Origin of the sequence: Kitasatospora sp. CB02891 (genome assembly GCF_002803145.1) — a bacterium.
Classification (GTDB): domain Bacteria; phylum Actinomycetota; class Actinomycetes; order Streptomycetales; family Streptomycetaceae; genus Kitasatospora; species Kitasatospora griseola.
The window spans coordinates 100,478-118,859 of sequence record NZ_NNBO01000002.1; the positions used below are offsets into that span (position 1 = coordinate 100,478).

The window sequence follows — 18,382 nt, forward strand, 5'->3', positions numbered from 1 at the left end:
GGGCAACCCCGGCCGGGATGTGATGACGATCACCCGGCGGCCGGGGTGTGCGCTAGCCGGTGACGCGGCGCGGGATGATGTGACGCGGCGCCCGGTTCCTGCGGCGCCGCCACCCCTTGCTCACGCTCTCGCACTCTCGCACGAAGGTAGTCGGTCATGGCGCAGATCAACCCCAGCATCCTGTCCGCGGACTTCGCCCGCCTCGCCGAGGAGGCCGAGGCGGTGCGCGGCGCGGACTGGCTGCACGTCGATGTGATGGACAACCACTTCGTCCCCAACCTCACGCTCGGCGTGCCGATCGTCGAATCCCTGGCCCGGGCCAGCAGCACCCCGCTCGACTGCCACCTGATGATCGAACAGCCCGACCGGTGGGCCCCGCAGTACGTGGAGGCCGGCGCCGGCTCGGTCACCTTCCACGTGGAGGCCGCCGCTGCGCCCGTCCGCCTGGCCCGCGAGATCCGCGCCAAGGGCGCCCGGGCCGCCATGGCACTCAAGCCCGCCACCCCGATCGAGCCCTACGAGGACCTGCTCCCCGAACTCGACATGCTGCTCATCATGACGGTCGAGCCCGGCTTCGGCGGCCAGGCCTTCCTCGACATCATGCTCCCCAAGATCCGCCGCACCCGACAGCTGATCGACAAGCACGGCCTCGACCTCTGGCTCCAGGTCGACGGCGGCGTCGCCCCCGCCACCATCGAGGCCTGCGCGGAAGCCGGCGCGGACGTCTTCGTCGCCGGCTCGGCGGTCTACGGCGCGGCCGACCCGGCCGAGGCGATCCGGGCCCTGCGGGCCCAGGCCGAGACGGCGACGGCGGCGGCCGGGTGGGGTTGCCGGCACTGAAATTGCCGCGAGGACGGGGGCCCTGGGGGCGGGGCGGTCGCCGCAACTGCGGTGCGGGCGGGGCGGTCGGCAGCCGATCGTTCAGGGCGGACTCCCGGTGGAGGGCTCCCGGCGGCGGACTCGGTGGCGGACTCGGTGGCGGACGTTCGGTGGCGGATGTTCGGGGGGCCGGACTGAAACCGGACTGTGTCCGGGCGGCGTCACGTGAGGCGTCCGGCCTGTTGTCGGGCGGCGTCACGTGAGGCGTCCGGCCTGTTGTCGGGCGGCGTCACATGCGGCGTCCGGGCTGTCGTCGGGCGGCACGGTCATGGTGGAGCGGAGCAGGGGTGGGGGCAGAGGTGCAGGTGGCGGGGGAAGTCGAGGGTCTCGGGGAGCGGGAGCGGGAGCGGGAGCCGGAGACGGCGGTGCCGAGTCTCGGGCGGCGGCGGTTGCTCGGGGCGCTCGCTGTCGCCGTGGTCGGTGCGGGGGCGGTCGGTGGGGCGATGGTCGAGGACGTGCTGCCCGGGGGTGCGCGACTTCGACGGGCGTTCGGGATGACCGGTCGGGACGGCGCGGTGCCCGGCTTCGCGGCCGGGGCGGTGCGGACCGCGACCGAGCACTCCCGGGCCCGCGGCCGCGATGTCCAGCTCGTCGTCATGGACCCGCCCGGTGCGGACCGTCACGACCTGCCGGTCTGCCTGGCGCTGCACGGGCACGGCAGCGATGCGGCGGCGTTCGTCGATCTCGGGGTGCCGCAGTTCCTGGCGGCCGCGGTGGCCGCGGGCGTCCCGCCGTTCCGGATCGTCGCGGTGGACGGCGGAGACATCTACTGGCATGCCCGCAGCGTCGCCGACGACCCGATGGCGATGCTCACCACCGAACTCCCGGGCTGGCTCGCCGCCCGCCAACTGGCCGAGCCCACGCGGGTCATGGGCATCTCGATGGGCGGCTCGGGCGCCCTCCAGTACGCCCGTGCCCGGCAGGGCGGGGTGTCCGCGATCGCGCTGCTCAGCCCCGCGCTGTTCCGCAGCTGGGAGGACGCCCGCACCGTCGACGCCTACCGCGACCGGGCCGACTGGCGCGAGCACGAGCCGTTGCAGCACCTCGGCGAACTCGGCCAGGTCGGGCGGATCGGCGTCTGGTGCGGCACCGAGGACCCGTTCTGCCCGGCCGCCCGCAGACTCTCCGGCGCGCCCGGCGTCCGGACGCACTTCCCGCGCGGCCTGCACACCGGCGGGTTCTGGCGGCGCGTCATGCCGGACGCGGTGGCGCTGCTCGGGGCCCGTTGACCGTTCGGGTCACCCCGGTCTGTCGCTACGGGGGGCGGCGGGGGCAGCGGCCGATACTGGCCGCCATGAGCAACCTCGATCTCAAGCCCACCCCGGCGGTCTGCGGGCAGCAGGCGACGACCGGCCCGGTCAAGGATCTGCTGACCGGCCGTCAAGTGCCCCTGGGGGAGTCCACGGTGGTGCGGCGGCTGCTGCCGAACCTCGGGCGGCGGATGGTCGGCGCCTGGTGCTTCGTCGACCACTACGGGCCGGACGACATTGCGGACGAGCCCGGCATGCAGGTGCCGCCGCACCCGCACATGGGTCTGCAGACCGTCAGCTGGCTGCACGAGGGCAGCATCCTGCACCGCGACAGCCTGGGCAGCCTGCAGACCGTCCGTCCCCGCGAACTCGGCCTGATGACCTCCGGCCGGGCCATCTCGCACTCCGAGGAGTCCCCGCGCGACCATGCCCGGCTGCTGCACGGCGCCCAGCTCTGGGTGGCCCTGCCCGACACCCACCGCCACACCGCGCCCGCCTTCGAACACCACCCCGAACTCCCCGTCGTCACCGCCGACGGCCTCACGGCCCGCCTGATCCTCGGCACCCTCGACGGCGCGACCTCCCCCGGCACCACCTACACCCCGCTCACCGGCGCCGACCTCACCCTCCGCGAGGGCGCCGCCCACCGCCTCCCGATCGAGCAGGACTTCGAGTACGCGGCCCTGTCCATGTCCGGCAGCGTCGAGATCGACGGCGCCCCGCTCGAACCCGGCTCGATCCTCTACCTCGGCTGCGGCCGCCACGAACTCGCCCTCCGCGCCCGCACCGACGCCGCCGTCCTCCTCCTCGGCGGCGAGCCCTTCGACGAACGCCTCGTCATGTGGTGGAACTTCATCGGCCGCACCGGCGAGGAGATCGCACAGGCGCGGAGCGACTGGGAGAAGGGTTCACGCTTCGGTGAGGTGCACGGCTACGACGGGGCCAGGCTGCGCGCCCCGGAACTCCCCGACATCCCGTTGAAGGCACGAGGGAGGGTGCGCTGACCAGCGGAAACGTGCGCCGATCGATGGTCCGGAGGCTGGTGCTGCCTCCAGGAGTGGCACTCCGGGGACGTCGCCGACCCTGCCCGGACACCTCCCGTCACCCGCCTACTTGCCCACGATCCCCGCCCGCCCGATGTGGGGCAGCGTCTTCTTCACCACCGAGGACGGGAAGGCCGTGATGCCGCGCGAAATCCGAGTGTCGGTAGGCGGGCAGTTGCCGGTGAGGACGCGGGCGTTGGGCGCGGCAGACGGTGGGCGGCGTTTCGCGGACGAGCTGGGCGAAGCGTTCGCGGCTGCGCTGCTGGTGTTGTTCGGCCTGTTCGTCGGTCCGGCCCTCCGCGCTGGTGTCGTCGTCCCCATCCTCCGTGTTCGGCGAATCGGTGCGGTCACTGCACTGGGCGATGCGGTTTGTCAGTGCCTGTGCGTGGGCATTGCCCCGAGGCCCGTGGACCGGCAGGCAGCCTGGGACCACTCGTCGGTACCCGTCAGCGCCAGGAACCGGCCGCAGCATCCTCCTTGAACTCGGCCCTCGACTCCCACGGTTGGACTGCCCCCACGAACAGCTGCCACTGACAACCGCTGCCTTGGTAGAAGAGGTGCTCCTCGTCGGAGAGGTTCACGGCGGACTTGGCGGTGGGGCTGAGGTTGCCGCACTTGTCGGTGCCCTGGAAGTTGGTGAGCACGGTCATCTCGCCCTGGAAGTCCTGTTCGGCCCAGAGGCAGACTCCGTGGAACTCGTCGCGGTCGGTGAGTGCCTGACGGCATGCTGTCGTGGGGCTTTCCGCCTGTGCGGCTGCTGCGAAGAGGCCGGCGGCAGCCGTGGTGGCCGTGCCGATCGCGAGCAGGGCCACGGCAAATCGATTCCTCATCGGACCCTCGTTCCCGTAGGTGTCGGTCGAGTGCGCCTGTCGGAGTGCGCCGAGGGTGGGTTTCCTCTCGGGCTGCCCATTTCCGGTAGGGACTGGCGGGATGTGCAGCGGTCGCGGCTTCGGTCCTTCCGCTGCGGCAGGCCTCTGTCAGGGGATCCGGCTGTTCGCCCGCAAGGCCCGAGACGCCGGAAGGCCTCCGAACCGCTCTGCGAGACAAGGCGGTTCGGAGACTCAGGGCGGGGCGGCGAATGGGGGACGCCACCCGCAGCTGCCGATCGTCGACGGGAGAAGCCCGAGGACTACCCGCCGGCTTCCGTCAGCGCCAGGACCCGGCTGCGGCGCTCGGCCCGAAGGTGGCCTGCGACTCCCACGGTTCGATCGACGTCAGGAAGTTCTTCTCCTGACACTTGGTGAACCGGTAGAACAGGTGCTCCTCGTCGGAGAGGTTCACGGCGGACTTGGCGGTGGGGCTGAGGTTGCCGCACTTGTCGGTGCCCTGGAAGTTGGTGAGCACGGTCATCTCGCCGCGGAAGTTCTGCTCCGACCAGGTGCAGATCCCGTAGGTCTCCTCGAGTTCGTCGAGAGCCTTGCGGCAGGTTGTCGTGGGGTCTTCCGCCGCCGCGGTGGTGGCGGTGAGGCCGGCGACGCCCGTGACGGCCATGCCGATTCCGATCAAGGCGATGACAGGTCGAGACCTCATGAGGTCCTCGCTTTCGTTATTCATGGTCAAGCGCGCACCTGATGGGGCGCACGAAGGCGACACTCTCACTTTCTCCAGAATGTTCTGTGTACTGACTCACTGGCGTTCGAGTGGAATTGCAGCCCCACTGAAGCGACGGTTGGTCAGCGCCAGGATCCGGCTGCGGCGTCCGAGCCGAAGGTGGCCTGTGACTGCCCCGGTTTGATCGATGTCAGGAAGTTCTTCTCCTGGCACTTGGTGAACCGGTAGAGCAGGTGTTCTTCGTTGGACAGGCTCACGGCGGACTTGGCGGCGGGCCTGAGGTCGCCGCACGTGTCGGATCCCCAGTAGCCGGTGAGTACGGTCATCTCGCCCCGGAAGTTCTGCTCCGTCCACAGGCAGACCCCGGGCACGGGCTTGTCCGTGGTCTTTCCGAGGGCATCGATGGCCCTGCGGCAGGTTGTCACGGGGTCTGCCGCCGCTGCGGCGGTGGAGGTGAGGGGGGTGGCGGCCGTGACGGCCATGCCGATTCCGATCAGGGCGATTGCGGATCGAGACCTCATGGGGTTCTCGCTTTCGTGATTCTCGGCCAAGTGCGCGCCGAGTCGGGTGGGTGGCAGGGGCGGCGATTGAAGAGTGTTCCGTGCACTGACATTGAGGGTGATTCCTGACATCTCCACCGGCGAAGGAGAATGACGGCTGCAGGTGCCCTCCTCGGTGAGGTCGAAAGGGAGAGAAACCTGCCCTGATGCGAGTTGCCGCCGACGCTTCCCGCCTTCGACGGCAGACGTCCTCCGGCTGCTGTCGGAGACGCCCCCGGGGTCGTTCCGCTCGCGCCGGTGACCCGTCAGAGCGGCAGCGGATCGCCGACGCCGAAGGGATGCCAGCGCAGGTCGGTGGCGAAGAGGAAGGTGTTCTTCGGGTGGGTGAATCCGCTGGTTCTGATCAGGTCCCACTTGACGGTGACCGTGCTGTCCTTCGGCACCGGCACAGCGAGGTTCGGTCCGGGGGCGTAGATCCGCTTGTCCAGGGGGCCGTCGCAGTAGATCTGGGCGACGTGCCGGGTGTCGGGCGCGTTCGGGGGCTCGACGGTCACCGTCAGTTTGGCGTTGGTGTGCTTGAAGAACGTTCGCAGCGTGGCGGTCAGCAGCCCGTCCGTTTCCGCGCGGAAGTCCAGTTGCTTTCTGACGGTCTTGGTCGTGGGCGGGGGTGTGAGCTCCAGCTGCGGAGGGTGGGCCGGGGGGCGGGCGAGGAGGGACAGGGCGCCCGTCACCGTCAGGTCACTGGTGGTCAGGTACGGCTCGGCGACGGTGACGAAGGTGGAGAGCCAGTAGTCGAAGGTGGGGGCGTCCTTGTCGCCGGTGTAGGCGTGCAGGGCGAAGCGGGTGTCCTGGTACAGCCGGACGCGGTGGTTGCGCTGGGCGGTGACGTCCACGGTCTTGGACCGGCCGGTTCCGGCGTCGAAGTACTCCAGTTCCACCTTGGCGTCGGGGGCGGGTTCGAACTGCCAGACCAACTCGGCGTCCTCGGTGGTGGGCACGACCTGCCTGAGCGGCCGGAAGTCGTGGAGGGCCAGCCCGGACGGGCCTTTCGGGCAGATCAGGACGGTGCTCGCGACGCGGCTGCCGTCGATGTCCTCCAGATCTTCTTCGATCGAGAGTTCCGCGTTCCCCTCCTGGGCGTTCACCGCGATGTTGGACAGCTCGAAGAACAGCGGCGGACTGCCGGGGCGGACAGTGGCGGAGCCCTCGTCGTTGGGGCTCGCCGTGGCCGTGCCCGGTTCGTCCGGCTCCCAGTCGACGGCCCAGCCGGGGGAGTGGCTGATCTTGATGTCGCCGGCCTTGTGGACGGGGGTGAAGTGGCTGCCCCCTTCTCCGAGGGCGAGCGCCAGGGTGATGGTGTTGCAGAGGCGTTCGGTCTCGGAGGAGTTGGTGACCTCGACGGTCAGGGCTCCCTTCGAGGGCTCGGACCCCGCGACGGAGATGGCGAGGGGCGAGGGCGTGGTGGGTGCCGCGTAGGCGAGGAGCGGCTGGTCGTCCGTCATGGGCTCGGCCCTCTGGTCGTGGTTCGGCTAGGCCCAGCGCCAGGCGATCTCGACGTCGTCGATCTCGGTCTCCGTCGACTCCCAGTCGGCTTCGACGGATGTGCGGTACGTGGCCGTGGCGAGGTCGATGATCCAGAGGCGTGCCTTGTTGTAGGGGTTCGCCGAGACGTAGCCGGCGACGTAGGCGTAGCGGCCGTTGGGGTCGACGGCCACGCCGCGGGGGTACTTGATGTCGGGCAGTTCGATGTGCTGGACGGTGCTGTCGGCCTTGGTGAGGTCCACGACGGCCGCGGCGTACTGGTCCTTGAGGGTCACTGCGCACAGCCGCGTGCCGTCAGGTGTCATGGCCAGACCCGTCACCAGGTTGCCCAGTTCGTCCGACCTGGGCGCGTCCTGTCCCTTGAACGTCTTGACCGACTTGCCGGCCGCGATCACGAACGCGACCGTGGCGCCGTCCACGCTGACGGCCACGAGGGGCCGGCCGAAGTCGGTGTCCCCGGAGAGCGTGCTGATGACGGATCCGTCGGCGGTGCTCGTCACCGGTACCTGTACGACGGAGTTGTCGGTGCGGACGCCGGGGTAGACCTTGTCGCCCTTGGCGGACAGGGCGATGCCGTAGACCGCTCCCGAGACGTTGTACGACGTCACCGTGAAGTCCTGGGTGTCCACGGCGCCGACGTCGACCCTGTGGAGCATCTTTCCCCACTTGTCGGTGTCGTCGCCGCCCGTCCACAGGTATTTGCCGTCACTGGTGAGGGCGCAGTCCCACAGGTTCTTGGTCATGGTCTTCGTGCGGATCACCGGGTCGTCGGAGGTGATCTTCGCCAGGTCGACCGCGACGATCCTGGGGCCGTTGACGAGGAAGCCGTGCCGGCCGTCGCCCGAGATGCTCCAGCTCGACCTGTCCCATGTGGCCCTCAGGTCGGCGCCCTTGATCACGGTACCGGTTGCGGTGACCGGTGAGGTTCCGGGGAGGGCGTCGGTGCTCAGGTCGATGGTGGTCCGGAAGCGAACGGGCTGCTTTCCGTCCAGGCCGGAGGCGTAGATGTCGGCGAGCGGGCGCTTGAGGGGGGCGTTCTTCCACAGGTCGGTGACGGCGCCGCCAGCCGCGGCCGTCAGGGTGCCGCCGGTGTCGGCGGTGCAGGTCCAGTACTCGTCGCCGGAGAAGAGGTAGCCGTTGGCGGCCTTGTCCGGCCAGCAGCCTCCGTCGATGCCGTGCGGCAGGGAGCTGCCCAGGGTGCCGTGCTTCTTCAGGCTGCCGCTCTGCAGGTTGAACAGCGCCCAGCGGGTGCCGCTGAAGAGGTAGACGCCCTTCGTGGTGTCCATGGCACCGCTGAGCTCGGCGAGGAAGTCGCCGGGCAGCTTGGTGACGTCGAAGGTGTTCTCCGGCTTGGCGTCGTCCTCGCTCTGCACCTCGTCCTTGGCGATGTTGTAGCGGACCAGGTGGTCGGGGCGCAGGAAGTAGATCTCACCCTTGGCTCCGAAGGCTGCGGGGTAGGGCCGGTGCCCGGCTGTTCCGGCCAGGCCCGGCCAGAACCAGGTGAGGTGCTGGGGCAGGTCGAAGGGGCTCTTGAACTCCCATTGCGTGCCGTTCAGTTCGTACCGGGCGGCCCAGGTGCCCCGGAACAGGTAGCAGGTGGCCTTGTTCGTGCCCGAGGCCGGGAGGGTGAGGGCGGCGGTGATGCCGGTCATGTGCGGTCTGTCCTTTTCTCGTCCGGGTGTTCAGCTGCTCTTCAACCGGCCCGTGCCGAACGGGAACCAGGTGATCTGGCCGCCGAAGCTGCCCGCCTCGGCCCGCATCGACAGCTCGACCTTGGCCCCTCTGGGCACCGGCACCAGGACGTTCTCCGGCACCCAGGCCGTGCGGGCGCAGGCCGCGGTGGCGCGGGTGGTCGGGGGTGTGCCCGAGGTGACGGAGGCGAGGAAGTCCACCGCCTGCCCGTCCTCCTCGCAGTCCAGCCGGGCCGCGATCAGTCCGTCGGTTTCGGCGCTCTTGTAGGTCCGGGTGAAGGGCGAGGTTTCGCCGGAGGTGTCTTCGAGCAGCGCGGTCGGCGTGCCCAGGAGCTGGACGACGCCGTTGCTGGTGAGCCGGCCCACCGTCAAGTCCGGTTCGGAGACGGTGACGGCGATGGTCCAGCCGTAGTCCGTGCCCTTGTACTTGACCAGCATCATGAAGGCCGTGGTCCGCTGAAGCGGCGGTGTGGTGTACTTCCCGTTCCCGTCCTTGTCCATGTACTGCTTCTCGTCCGCTTTGATCTCCGTCGTGTCGAAGAACAGGCGGTAGACCGGGCGGTCCTTCTCCGGCAGCCCTTTCCAGCTGATCTCGACGGTCTCGCCGTTCCTGATGCCGGAGTGCTTGGGCCGGAAGTTCGTCAGCAGGTTGTGCACGTCGGTCTTGGACACGATGAACGTGTCGGCGGCCGAGCCCGGGACCCCGGCGGCCGTCCAGTGCACGGTGCTGTCCAGGGCGACGGATCCCACGGAGCCGTGCGGGGCCAGCCCTTCGAGCAGCAGGGTGCGGGTCTCGCCCGCCGCCAGGTCGGCGGTGCCGGCGCTGTCGGGGAGCAGCGTGACCTGGGACCGGCCGGTGGCCCGGAGCTGCCAGCCGTCCGCCGGGTCGGCCAGCCGGAGCCGGTCCACGTCGGTGGTGAGGCTGCCGGGTCCGTCGCCGACCGGCAGCGACAGGGTGACCCGCTCGCACCGCAGCGTCTCGGTGCCGGGGTTGCCCACCGTCAGGCGCAGCGCGCTCGGCGCCCTCCGCTGGGCATCGCCGGTGTGCACCAGGCCGCTTGTGGTGGTGTCGAGCACGCAGACCAGCCGCTGGGCGGCGCTGGAGGTCGTGGTCACGTGGTGTTCCTTCGTTGCTGTTCCGGGGTGAGGGTGAGGAATCCGGTGCGGGCCACGGGCGCGGCGGAAGGCGGATGGGCGCCGCTGTTGGTGTCGGCCAGCGGGAGGCTCGACCAGGGGCCGGGGACGCCGGCGGGCGTGCGTTCCGCCCAGGACCAACTGCCCTGCCAGGCCGCCGAGGTGGGCAGTGCGACGGACGGTCCGCGGTCGCCCGGTACCGGTGTGCCCGGCAGCACGCCCGCCAGGACGGGGCCGGTGCGCAGCGCGGGCGACAGGGTGGCCATGGGGCCGCGGACGAACGGTTCGGGCAGGCGGGTGGCGACGGCCGGCAGGATGCCGCTGTGGGCGTGCACGGAGGCCCACGGGTCGATCAGCAGCGTCGCCCAGGCGGCGGCGGCGTCGGCGGCGGGCGGTGCGGCGGAGTCGTCGGCGTGGGCGGCCAGGACGCGGAGGTCGGCGGCCGCGTCGATCGGCAGCGGGAACGACGACTCCGGGTGCGGCGGCCGGTGCCCGGTGAACAGCCGGTGGTACGGGGTGGCCCTGCTGTTGGCCTTGGCCGGGTCGGTCGTGAAGTAGCCGACCAGGCCGTCGCCGGCCCGGTGGGCGTCGCCCAGCCGCACCGGCCAGCGCGCCGCGCGAAGGACGTTGCCGTCGTCGTCGCGCGGGCCGAGCGGGAGCCGCTTCCAGGTGGCGTCGTACAACGGGGGCGCGGCCAGGTCGATCCGCACCCTGGCCCGGACCAGGGCCAGCGGCCGTCCGGCGAGCAGCGTCCAGTGCGGGCCGGTGTGCTGGTCGGGGGGTGCGATGGTGTGCAGCGCGAGGTCGATGACCGCGAGCAGGTCGCGGAACGCCGGCGGCCCCTCGGCGGGGGTCTTCGGCTGCGGCTTCAGCAGCCAGCGCAGCAGGCCGCCGAGGTGGGGGTGAGCGAGGGTGAAGACGTCGGGGTCGGCCGTGATCCGGTCGCGGGTCAGCCAGGGCGAACCGGGCAGCGGCAGCCAGTCGACCCGCTCGGCGGTGGCGGGCCCGGCCACGTGCAGTTCGCCGAGACCCGCACCGTCGGCGCCGTACACCAGCAGGGACTGTTCCCTCGGGTTGGGCACCAGCCAGCCGCAGACCGGACTGTGGCCGGGATCGACGGGCTGGGCGCCGACGGGCACGGGCTGGTTGTCGTCGGTGTGGCGCAGCCACTCCAGGCAGGTGCGGGCCGGCTGGTGCAGCCGGGGCGGCAGTTGGACGTAGCGGTACTCCCAGCCGGCCACGGCCCGGTCGGCGACCAGCGGCCTGCTCGGATCGGCGGGGTCCGGGTCGGGCTGGACACTGGTCGCACGCCTGGGACGGATCTGCGCGGCCGTGGTCTCGTTGACGGCCTTGCAGACGCGGCCGAACTGGTCGACCAGGGTCAGTTCCTCGATGACGACCTGGGCGGAGCGCACCGGGTCGAAGTGGTGCAGGGTGGCGGCGGTCTCGGGGTTCGCGATGACGGGTTCGGTGGTCAGCAGGGGCCCGCTCGTCCCGCTGAGCGGGTCGAAGTGGTGGGACGGTTTGCGCTGGGCGAGCCAGGCGTTGAGACCGTCGAGGGACTGGGAGATCTGGTCGCGGTTGTGGTCGGAGCCCGCCTGATCGCGGATCCTCTGCGCCAGCGCGCTGTCGGTGACGTAGCGGCCGATGTACTCCTCGGCCCGGGCGCGCACCGCGAAGCCGGGCAGCGCGGACAGCCGGGAGCGGCCCTTGACGGTCTGGTAGGGCCGGGGGGAGGTGCCGTTCCACCGGTGGACCCGGCCGTCGAAGGTCCAGTGGGTGGCGGCGCCGCTCCCGCTGCCGGTCCGGTAGGGCAGCGGGTAGCAGTGCACCGCCCAGAGCAGGTAGAGCGGCTGCCACGGCTGCCGCCACAGGTCGGTGAACTCGGGCCAGACCCCGGCCGTGCCGTCGTGGTCGGTGATCGTCAGGGCCTTGCCGTCGTGCTTCAGCAGGCGCAGCGGGCCGCGTGGCCGGTGGTCGGGGCTGCCGGTGGGCCAGATCAGCCGGGCCGCCTCCTCCAGGACGGCGAAGTGGGTGAGCAGGGCGGTCACCGGGGCCCAGGTCAGCAGTGCGGTGACGGAGGACAGGTGGGCGGGGGCGGCCGGCACCTTCGTCGGCGTGACGGGCGTGCTTCCCTCCAGGGCGACCGCCTTCAGCAGCTGCCCGGCCAGGTGGCACGGCAGCGGGCCGCTGCGGGGGGCGGCCATGCGGGCGCCCTTGCCGCTGATCAGCACGACCGGGTCGGTGGGCCGCTGGTAGGGCGCCACGGGGACCCGCTTGACCTCGCGGTGGGCGGCGAGCGGCTTGCCGGTGGACAGCTTGTTGTCCCGGCGGTACGCGTCGATGCGGGCCTGCAACTCGGCGGGCGTGTTCCCCCAGGGGATCGCCGCGCGGAGTCCGCCCTTGCCGTCGATCCCGTAGCACCGTTCCTGCTGCGCCTCGGTCTCCTTGGCGAGACCGTCCTGGGCCGGGTCGAGTTGGACGGCGGCCTCGGCCAGGAAGGTCTTGATCTCTTCGGTCGGCTTCTTGCGGTTGTAGGTCCACCACCACAGGTCGTAGAGCCGTTCCCGCAGCCCGGCGAGTTTCCGGATCCCGTCGTCGAAGGACTGCTGGCGGGCGTTGAGGCTGGTCAGCCACGCCAGTTCGGCGGTGGCTTCGGTCGGGGGCGGCGGAGGGGACTGGGAGCCGGGGCGGTCGACGATCTGCCAGGTGAATCCGGCGGGTGAGGGCGCGAACCAGGTGCGGTGTGCGGCGTCGTTCATGATGTCGCGCCCGTGGTCGGTCAGGGCGTCGTCGAGCTCGTCGAGGACGCCGTGGTCGAACGCCTCCAGCAGCAGCCGGTCCTCGGCGGCGGCGCCCTCCCGCAGGGCCGAGCGGGCGTCGGCGGCGCTGTTGCCCACCGCCACGGTCAGGGCGCCCTTGGGGTCGGTGGGCAGATCGGAGTCGGGCAGGCCGTCCACCCGCCAGGCGAGCCCGAGGACGGTGCCCACGTACAGGGAGCGGTGCACGAGCGGGCTGCCGGCCGGCCGCTGCCAGCCGAGGGCGGCCAGCGCCGCCTCGAACCTGGCCCGGTCGGTGCCGTGGTGGCCGTACTCGCCGCGGAACTCCAGCAGTTCCCTGATCTGTTCGGCGGACAGCGGGTCCTGGTCCGCCGCCGAGTGCCAGCCCGCCACCAGGTAGCTGATCGTGCCGTCGGCGGTGACGTGCTCTCCGAGCGGGTCGTGGAACGACAGCACGTCGGCGTTGTACGACTGGAAGACCGGGAAGTCCGGGAGTCCGGGTCCGGCGGCGGTGAGGAAGGGCGCGTTCACGGGCTCCGTCCAGGCCGTTCCCGCCAGGTCGATGCTGGTGCCGAGCTTGGTCGCCCTGCCCTCGTGCAGGTACGGCACGGTGCCGTGGGACGCGTCCAGGTAGTCGCTGTGGACGAGCCAGCCACCGGCCGGGGGCAGCGGCGCGGCCGGGTCGGCGGGCCGGAAGTGGCGCAGCACCAGCCACCGGTTGGGGATGGTCGGGAAGGCGGGCCCGGTGGCCGGGATCCGGTCGGACGCGAGGTCGAGCCGCCCGCGCAGCAACGCGTCCGGGAGGCGCCAGTGCAGGTAGACACCGCGGGCCTGCTCGCCCGTCAGGGGGGTGGTGACGAACGGCTCCGGCTCCGGGTTCGCGGGCCGTTCGCGCTTGTAGAACTTCGGCACCCACCGGTAGAAGGGGTCCGCGCTCGCGTTGGTCAGCTTGTCGGTGGCGGCCATCGCCGCCACCTCGACCGGCACGAGCAGGGCTTGGGGGTCACTCATCGTCAGGGCGTTCCTTGTCCGTGGCGCGGAGAAGCCGGCCGGCTGTCACTTCGCTGCTTCGATGACCAGCTGGCACTGGGAGTTGAGGAGTTGCAGGCCGAGCACGCCGGGCGGCAACGCCGTGGCGGAGTCCCAGCGGGGCGGGCTCTCGCAAAGCCTGTCCTTCACGGCCGCCCGGAGCCTGCCGGTGTCCAGCACCTCACGCGTCCGGGCGGGGTTCTTCGGCTGCCGCAGCGGGACGCCGGTGAAGTCACGAGCCATGCTGGAGCCCACCTCGCCGTCCTCGGGCCGGGCGTAGCGCAGCTTGATCAGGTCGGTGCCGTCCAGGCCGAAGTGGAGCACTTGGGAGGGCTGCCGGAGGACCACGCTGTCGGGGGCCGCGGTGAAGAAGGCCAGCAGGAGGTCGGCGGCGAGGAACCGGGGAGCGCCGCTCAGCACGTCCTCCGCGCCCTTGTTGCGCCGGGCGACGACCTGGAGGCCCGGCCAGTCCCGGCACAGGGCGGAGCGCAGCAGCAGGCCGGCGGCCGGCGGGGCGGAGGCGGCGAGCACCTGCTTGGTGACTTCGTCGTGCAGGGCCAGGTCGAGGCTGGTGCACAGCCCGAGGCTGCCGGCTCCGGCCGTCAGAGCCCTGAGCCAGGCCGGGTCGACGTGGAACAGGCGGACGCTCTCGGGCGGCAGCAGCCCGGGGTCGGGCACCAGATGGTCGAAGGGGACGGCGGCGAGCAGTCTGGCCGGGTCGAGTCCGGCGCCGGTGACGCGGTCGAGGTACTGGGCGACCACGGTGCGGACGGCGGCCTGCGCGTGGGGGCCCGTGGTGGCGTCCACCACGGGTTGCAGCGTCGGTGCGTCCGGCTTCCGGGTAGCGGCTCCGGGGTCGGCGGCGGGTGCCGGTGGTTCGGCGAGCAGTGGGCCGTCTGTGGCGAGTCGGGCGAAGGCGGCGGTGGCGAGCCGGCCCGGGTGGGCGGCCGGAGCGCCGAAGGACTTCGCCTGGACCCGGCCGGTGTTGATGTCCAGCCCGCGGGCCAGTCGTTTGGCGAGTTCCTGGGCGGCCGTGGTGGCGGCCGCGCGGACCTCGCCGAGCGAGCGCGCCAGGTCGGTGTTGGCCAGCGTGATGGCCTTGCCCAAGGCGAACGCCGAGGCGTAGCCGACGTCGAAGACGCCGTGCGCCTGCGAGTAGATCAGGGCCTCCGCCTCCGAGGTGAGGGTGGTGGCGTCGACGGGCAGCGAGTGCGGCACCACGGGGGTGAACGGCCCGCGGTACCAGGCGTAGGTGCGTGCGCCGTCCGGGAGTTGGTGGCCGACCGGTACGAAGCCGTCGGCCAGCCGCTTGGAGACGGCGGTCTTCCCGGTGGAGCCGTCGGGCAGCCGCAGCGGCAGCCTGCCCGCGCTGTTGGCGGCGACCTGCTTCGCGACGGAGAGGAAGCTGGGGGCTGCGGTTCCGGACACCGCGAAGTCCCAGGACCACAGGGACACCAGCCGCACCTTCTCGGCGGGCTTCCCGTCGGGCATCAGCGGTGACCCGCCGGAGAGCTGCTTCGCGGTGAAGCCTTCGAGGGACACGACGTGCGCGGTGTACCGGCCCGCGGTGCGCGGCAGCCGGTTGGCGAGCAGCACCGCGTGGTCGCCGCCGCCGGTGCCGGAGACCCGCCGGACGTGGCTGAGCAGCGGCAGTTCGTCGAAGCGGGGCAGCACGTCGGTGAAGCAGTCGGCGGGCACGTCGACGGTGCGGCAGGACTCCGGGTGCTTGGGGTCCTGCTCCTCGGTGAGGGCGGGGAGCAGGACCTTGGGCGGCTGCACGTGCCCCGCGCCGGGCAGCAGTTCCTTCACCGACCGGGTCTGGTCGGCCCGCCCGGTGGCCGGGTCGACGGGCAGGTCCTTCTCGTGCAGGACGAGCAGCGCCAGCCACGGCACCTCGGGCCGCCCCTTGTCGAGGACGCGCTCCCACGGCAGGACGGCCGGGGCGAGGACGGCGTGCGGCAGGTCGTCGGCGAAGGCCCCGGCCGCCCCGGGAGCCGGGTAGCAGGCGTGCACCTGCTCGGGGGTGAGCACGAACCGGGGGCCGCGCACGTACAGGGTGCGGGACCCGGTGAAGGTCTGCTTGAACTTCTTCCCGTCCGCCGTGCCCTCGGCGGTGTGCTCGGCCGTGATGACGTACTTTCCGGTCGGTACGCCCGGCCAGTGGTCGTGCAGGGTCAGTTCACGGTCGGCACCGACCTGGTCCGTGGTCATGGGGGAGCCGCCTCAGGTCTCTGAACTGCGTGTCATCGGATCGGTACGCAGGTAGGAATGGATGTGCTCGGCGTAGTCGGCCAGCGAGTCGGTGAGACTGCCGCCGGGCGGGGGAGCCACCTGGCAGGCCGCGAGGGCGTCCAGCAGGGGTTTGCGGTCGGTGCCGGTGAGCTTGGCGGCGAGCTTGCCGCGGTCGTACGGCCTGGTGGGGGCGCTGCCGGACTGGGCGGTGGCGAGCAGCGGCTTCTCGGGAATCGCCTGCGTCTCGCGGCCGATCGCCGTCTCCGCGGCTTTCACCGTCCAGCCCGCGGGGGAGCGGCGCGGGGCTGTGATCAGGGCGCCCGTCAGCCCGTCGGTGAGTTCGGGTCTCGCCTTGGGCACGGGCAGCGGCGGGGCCTGGTCGGCGGAGCCGAGCGCCTTGCCCCAGAGGCCGAGCGGCACCTTGCCGGTGACGTGTTCGACCGTCCACCGGTAGGGGTCCTCGACGGGGTCGACGACGGCTCCGTCGTGCGTGACGGTGACCTTGTGCACGGATGTGGCGGTGGCCCCGGCCGGTCGGACGGTGATGGTCTTGCCGGGGTCGGTCTTCCCGGTGTGGCCGGGAGTGGCCAGGACAATCTGGGAGGCCGGAATGCCGGTCCGGGTCAGCACGGTGAAGCCGTCGCGGGACACCTCGCAGATCTCGTCGGGTTTCTCGGCCGCTCCGCCGGCGGGCTTCGCGGGCAGTCGGCCGGTTTCGACCAGCACCTGGACCACCGGGCCCGGCAGCATCTGCGCGACGAACCTGTCCCAGTCGAGGAGTTTCGGGTGGGCCGGCGGGTCCTCCCCGAAGCGGACGTCGAACGTCCAGCCGAACGCGACGTGCACGTGGGCGATGCCGCCGGTCGGCGGGCCCCACAGGTCGAGGTCGACGCCGATCTCCGCGCTGATCGGGATGAGGATGTCGATCCGCACGCCGATCCGCACCGACAGCGTCACCCGGAACTGGAACGGGTCCCACTGGATCAGCGCGTCGAGCACGGCGCGGCACCAGGCGTGGATGGGGCCCTCGTGGAACGCCACGTCGAGTTCGGCGCCGACCATGAACGCCGACGGGGTCAGTGCCGCGTAGCAGGCGCCGCGCAGCGACACCGGTCCGGCGTCCCACTCGATGGCGAGCCGCCTGGCTCTCGGGTAGTGGTCCGGAACCTGGAACTTCGGGTGGTAGCCGCCGACGGTCAGGACGAAGTCCCCGGCGTGCTGCGGGCCGAACCACAGGACGAACGCGGCATCACCGGAGAGTCTGCACGACGGGTGCACCAGGAACGAGCCCGGCTGGATCTGAGCCTGCACCCGAAGCGCGTTCTCCCGTGACGTGTAGGTCGCCAGCAGTGCCAGCGAGACATGTGCGTAGCGGGTACTGCCGGTCGACTTGAGCGGGAAGTCGGCGTCGGCCTGGCCGAGCAGCGCGAGGCTGATGTCCGAGCCGCTCAGGCCGAATTCGCCCAGTACCAGGGCCCGGGCGTGGATGAATTGGAATGAGTCGAACCGCAGCCCGGCGGCCAGCCAGACCCGCCCCGGGGCCTCACTGACCCACGGCTTCTTCCCGCCGGCGGACGTGGTGAGCGAGTCGGCGAGCTCCATCGCGTCCGTGCCGCCGCTGCCCGCCGCCGATGGCATGAACGGGAAGGTGTCGATCTCGGAGATGTCCGGCAGCCGGACGGTGCTGTTGTAGCCGAACCCGGCGGCCGCCCCCGTCACCCGGAACGGCGGCGGCCCGACGCCCTGCCCGGCCGGGAAGCCGAGCTGGCCGAAGACGAACAGCGAAGGCTGGGCGTCGACGCGCTGTGCGTACCCCGCGACGGCGCTGAGGCTGAAACTCGGCACGTTGATCACCGCGGCGCCCAGCAGGGAGACGAGGTAGCCCTTCCGGACCTGGTTGATCAGAGCGCCGGAGATCTCGATGGGCGGACGGGAGAAACCGATGCCCAGCCCGTCCAGCCTGGGGGTGATCCGCGCCGGATCATTCAGCGGGACGCCCAGGCCCATCCCGCGCCCGGCGAGCTTCAGCCCGCCCAGCTCGACCCCCGCGTCGACCAGCAGCCACACGGTGCCGTCGGCGAAGCCCACCCCGAGGCGGTCCACATGCACCGGCCCGAGGACCTGGTCCACGGTGTACCAGGCCGTCGACGGGGTGCCGCCCAAGTCGTTCCCGCCGGTCTGGACGACCGGCCCCTGGTTCGGCGGGGGCGGGGCAGGCGAACCGTTCTGCGACCCCAGCAGCAGGACCTTGCCGCCGAGCTCGACGTTGAGGCCCAGGCGGGTCCTGCCGGGCCAGGCGGCGTCGGGCAGCAGCAGGAGCTTGCCGTCACTGACCATCTCCGTCAGCAGCGCATTGACCAATGTGACGTCGGCACTGACCAGCGGCCGGTTGGCGACGTCGACCCGCAGGCCCGTCAGCCGGACATCGACCTCCTCCGGCACCTGCGAGCCCACCACCGGAAGGCTGGACAGGCCGGCCGACAGGTTGAGCCGCAGAAGCAGGAGCCGCAGGGCGGCGGCGCCCTTCGTCACGGGTACATCGGTCACGCGGTCACCCTCCAGCGAGAAAGCCGATGGACTGATTTGATACGAACTGCCGTCTTTTGTTGGATCTAGGTGATTTGTATGCGATGCGAGCCGTTTCCCGCGTGCGCCACTACTGCTCGAACGAGTGATATCGCCCGATCGGAGGCTGCGGCTTGATTTTCATGCCCCGCTCGGATAGATGTGGCCCGACCATTGCCTCGCGTG

The 18,382-nt window shown here is 71.5% G+C and carries 12 protein-coding genes; 3 read left to right on the plus strand and 9 right to left on the minus strand.

What is annotated here, in order from left to right; all coding sequences use genetic code 11:
* Positions 1-156: 156 nt before the first annotated feature.
* From rpe to CG736_RS06040, 3 genes are all read left to right on the plus strand, one after another.
* Positions 157-840, plus strand: a complete 684-nt coding sequence (gene rpe, locus CG736_RS06030) for a ribulose-phosphate 3-epimerase (RefSeq protein ID WP_100585128.1) — start codon at positions 157-159, stop codon at positions 838-840.
* Between the two features lie 326 nt (positions 841-1,166).
* Positions 1,167-2,108, plus strand: coding sequence for an alpha/beta hydrolase family protein (locus CG736_RS06035; protein ID WP_232733831.1), 942 nt, complete (start codon positions 1,167-1,169; stop codon positions 2,106-2,108).
* A gap of 65 nt (positions 2,109-2,173) precedes the next feature.
* Complete coding sequence (locus CG736_RS06040; RefSeq protein ID WP_100585130.1) at positions 2,174-3,133, plus strand: pirin family protein; 960 nt, start codon at positions 2,174-2,176, stop codon at positions 3,131-3,133.
* Positions 3,134-3,618: 485 nt separating this feature from the next.
* Here CG736_RS06040 and CG736_RS06050 read toward each other — a convergent pair whose 3' ends face one another.
* The 9 genes from CG736_RS06050 to CG736_RS06090 all read right to left on the minus strand — a co-directional run bounded on the left by CG736_RS06050 (position 3,619) and on the right by CG736_RS06090 (position 18,178).
* Complete coding sequence (locus CG736_RS06050) at positions 3,619-4,002, minus strand: peptidase inhibitor family I36 protein (protein ID WP_157815433.1); 384 nt, start codon at positions 4,000-4,002, stop codon at positions 3,619-3,621.
* A gap of 316 nt (positions 4,003-4,318) precedes the next feature.
* Positions 4,319-4,663 (minus strand): hypothetical protein, encoded by a 345-nt coding sequence (locus CG736_RS06055; protein ID WP_100585133.1) that lies wholly within the window; start codon positions 4,661-4,663, stop codon positions 4,319-4,321.
* 182 nt (positions 4,664-4,845) lie between these two features.
* Positions 4,846-5,205 carry a hypothetical protein gene (locus CG736_RS06060; protein ID WP_157815434.1) on the minus strand — a complete coding sequence of 120 codons (360 nt, stop codon included), beginning with the start codon at positions 5,203-5,205 and terminating at the stop codon, positions 4,846-4,848.
* 323 nt (positions 5,206-5,528) lie between these two features.
* On the minus strand, positions 5,529-6,725 hold the full coding sequence (locus CG736_RS06065) for a hypothetical protein (RefSeq protein WP_100585135.1): 1,197 nt from the start codon (positions 6,723-6,725) through the stop codon (positions 5,529-5,531).
* 27 nt (positions 6,726-6,752) lie between these two features.
* Positions 6,753-8,417 carry a YncE family protein gene (locus CG736_RS06070; protein WP_100585136.1) on the minus strand — a complete coding sequence of 555 codons (1,665 nt, stop codon included), beginning with the start codon at positions 8,415-8,417 and terminating at the stop codon, positions 6,753-6,755.
* A 30-nt stretch (positions 8,418-8,447) separates the two neighbouring features.
* On the minus strand, positions 8,448-9,572 hold the full coding sequence (locus CG736_RS06075; protein ID WP_100585137.1) for a hypothetical protein: 1,125 nt from the start codon (positions 9,570-9,572) through the stop codon (positions 8,448-8,450).
* Positions 9,569-13,381, minus strand: coding sequence for a hypothetical protein (locus tag CG736_RS06080; protein ID WP_100585138.1), 3,813 nt, complete (start codon positions 13,379-13,381; stop codon positions 9,569-9,571). Before CG736_RS06080 ends, CG736_RS06075 begins: the two co-directional genes overlap by 4 nt.
* Before the next feature lie 45 nt (positions 13,382-13,426).
* Positions 13,427-15,610, minus strand: coding sequence for a hypothetical protein (locus CG736_RS06085; RefSeq protein ID WP_100585139.1), 2,184 nt, complete (start codon positions 15,608-15,610; stop codon positions 13,427-13,429).
* A 12-nt stretch (positions 15,611-15,622) separates the two neighbouring features.
* Positions 15,623-18,178 carry a DUF6603 domain-containing protein gene (locus CG736_RS06090; protein WP_157815435.1) on the minus strand — a complete coding sequence of 852 codons (2,556 nt, stop codon included), beginning with the start codon at positions 18,176-18,178 and terminating at the stop codon, positions 15,623-15,625.
* Between the last annotated feature and the right edge of the window lie 204 nt (positions 18,179-18,382).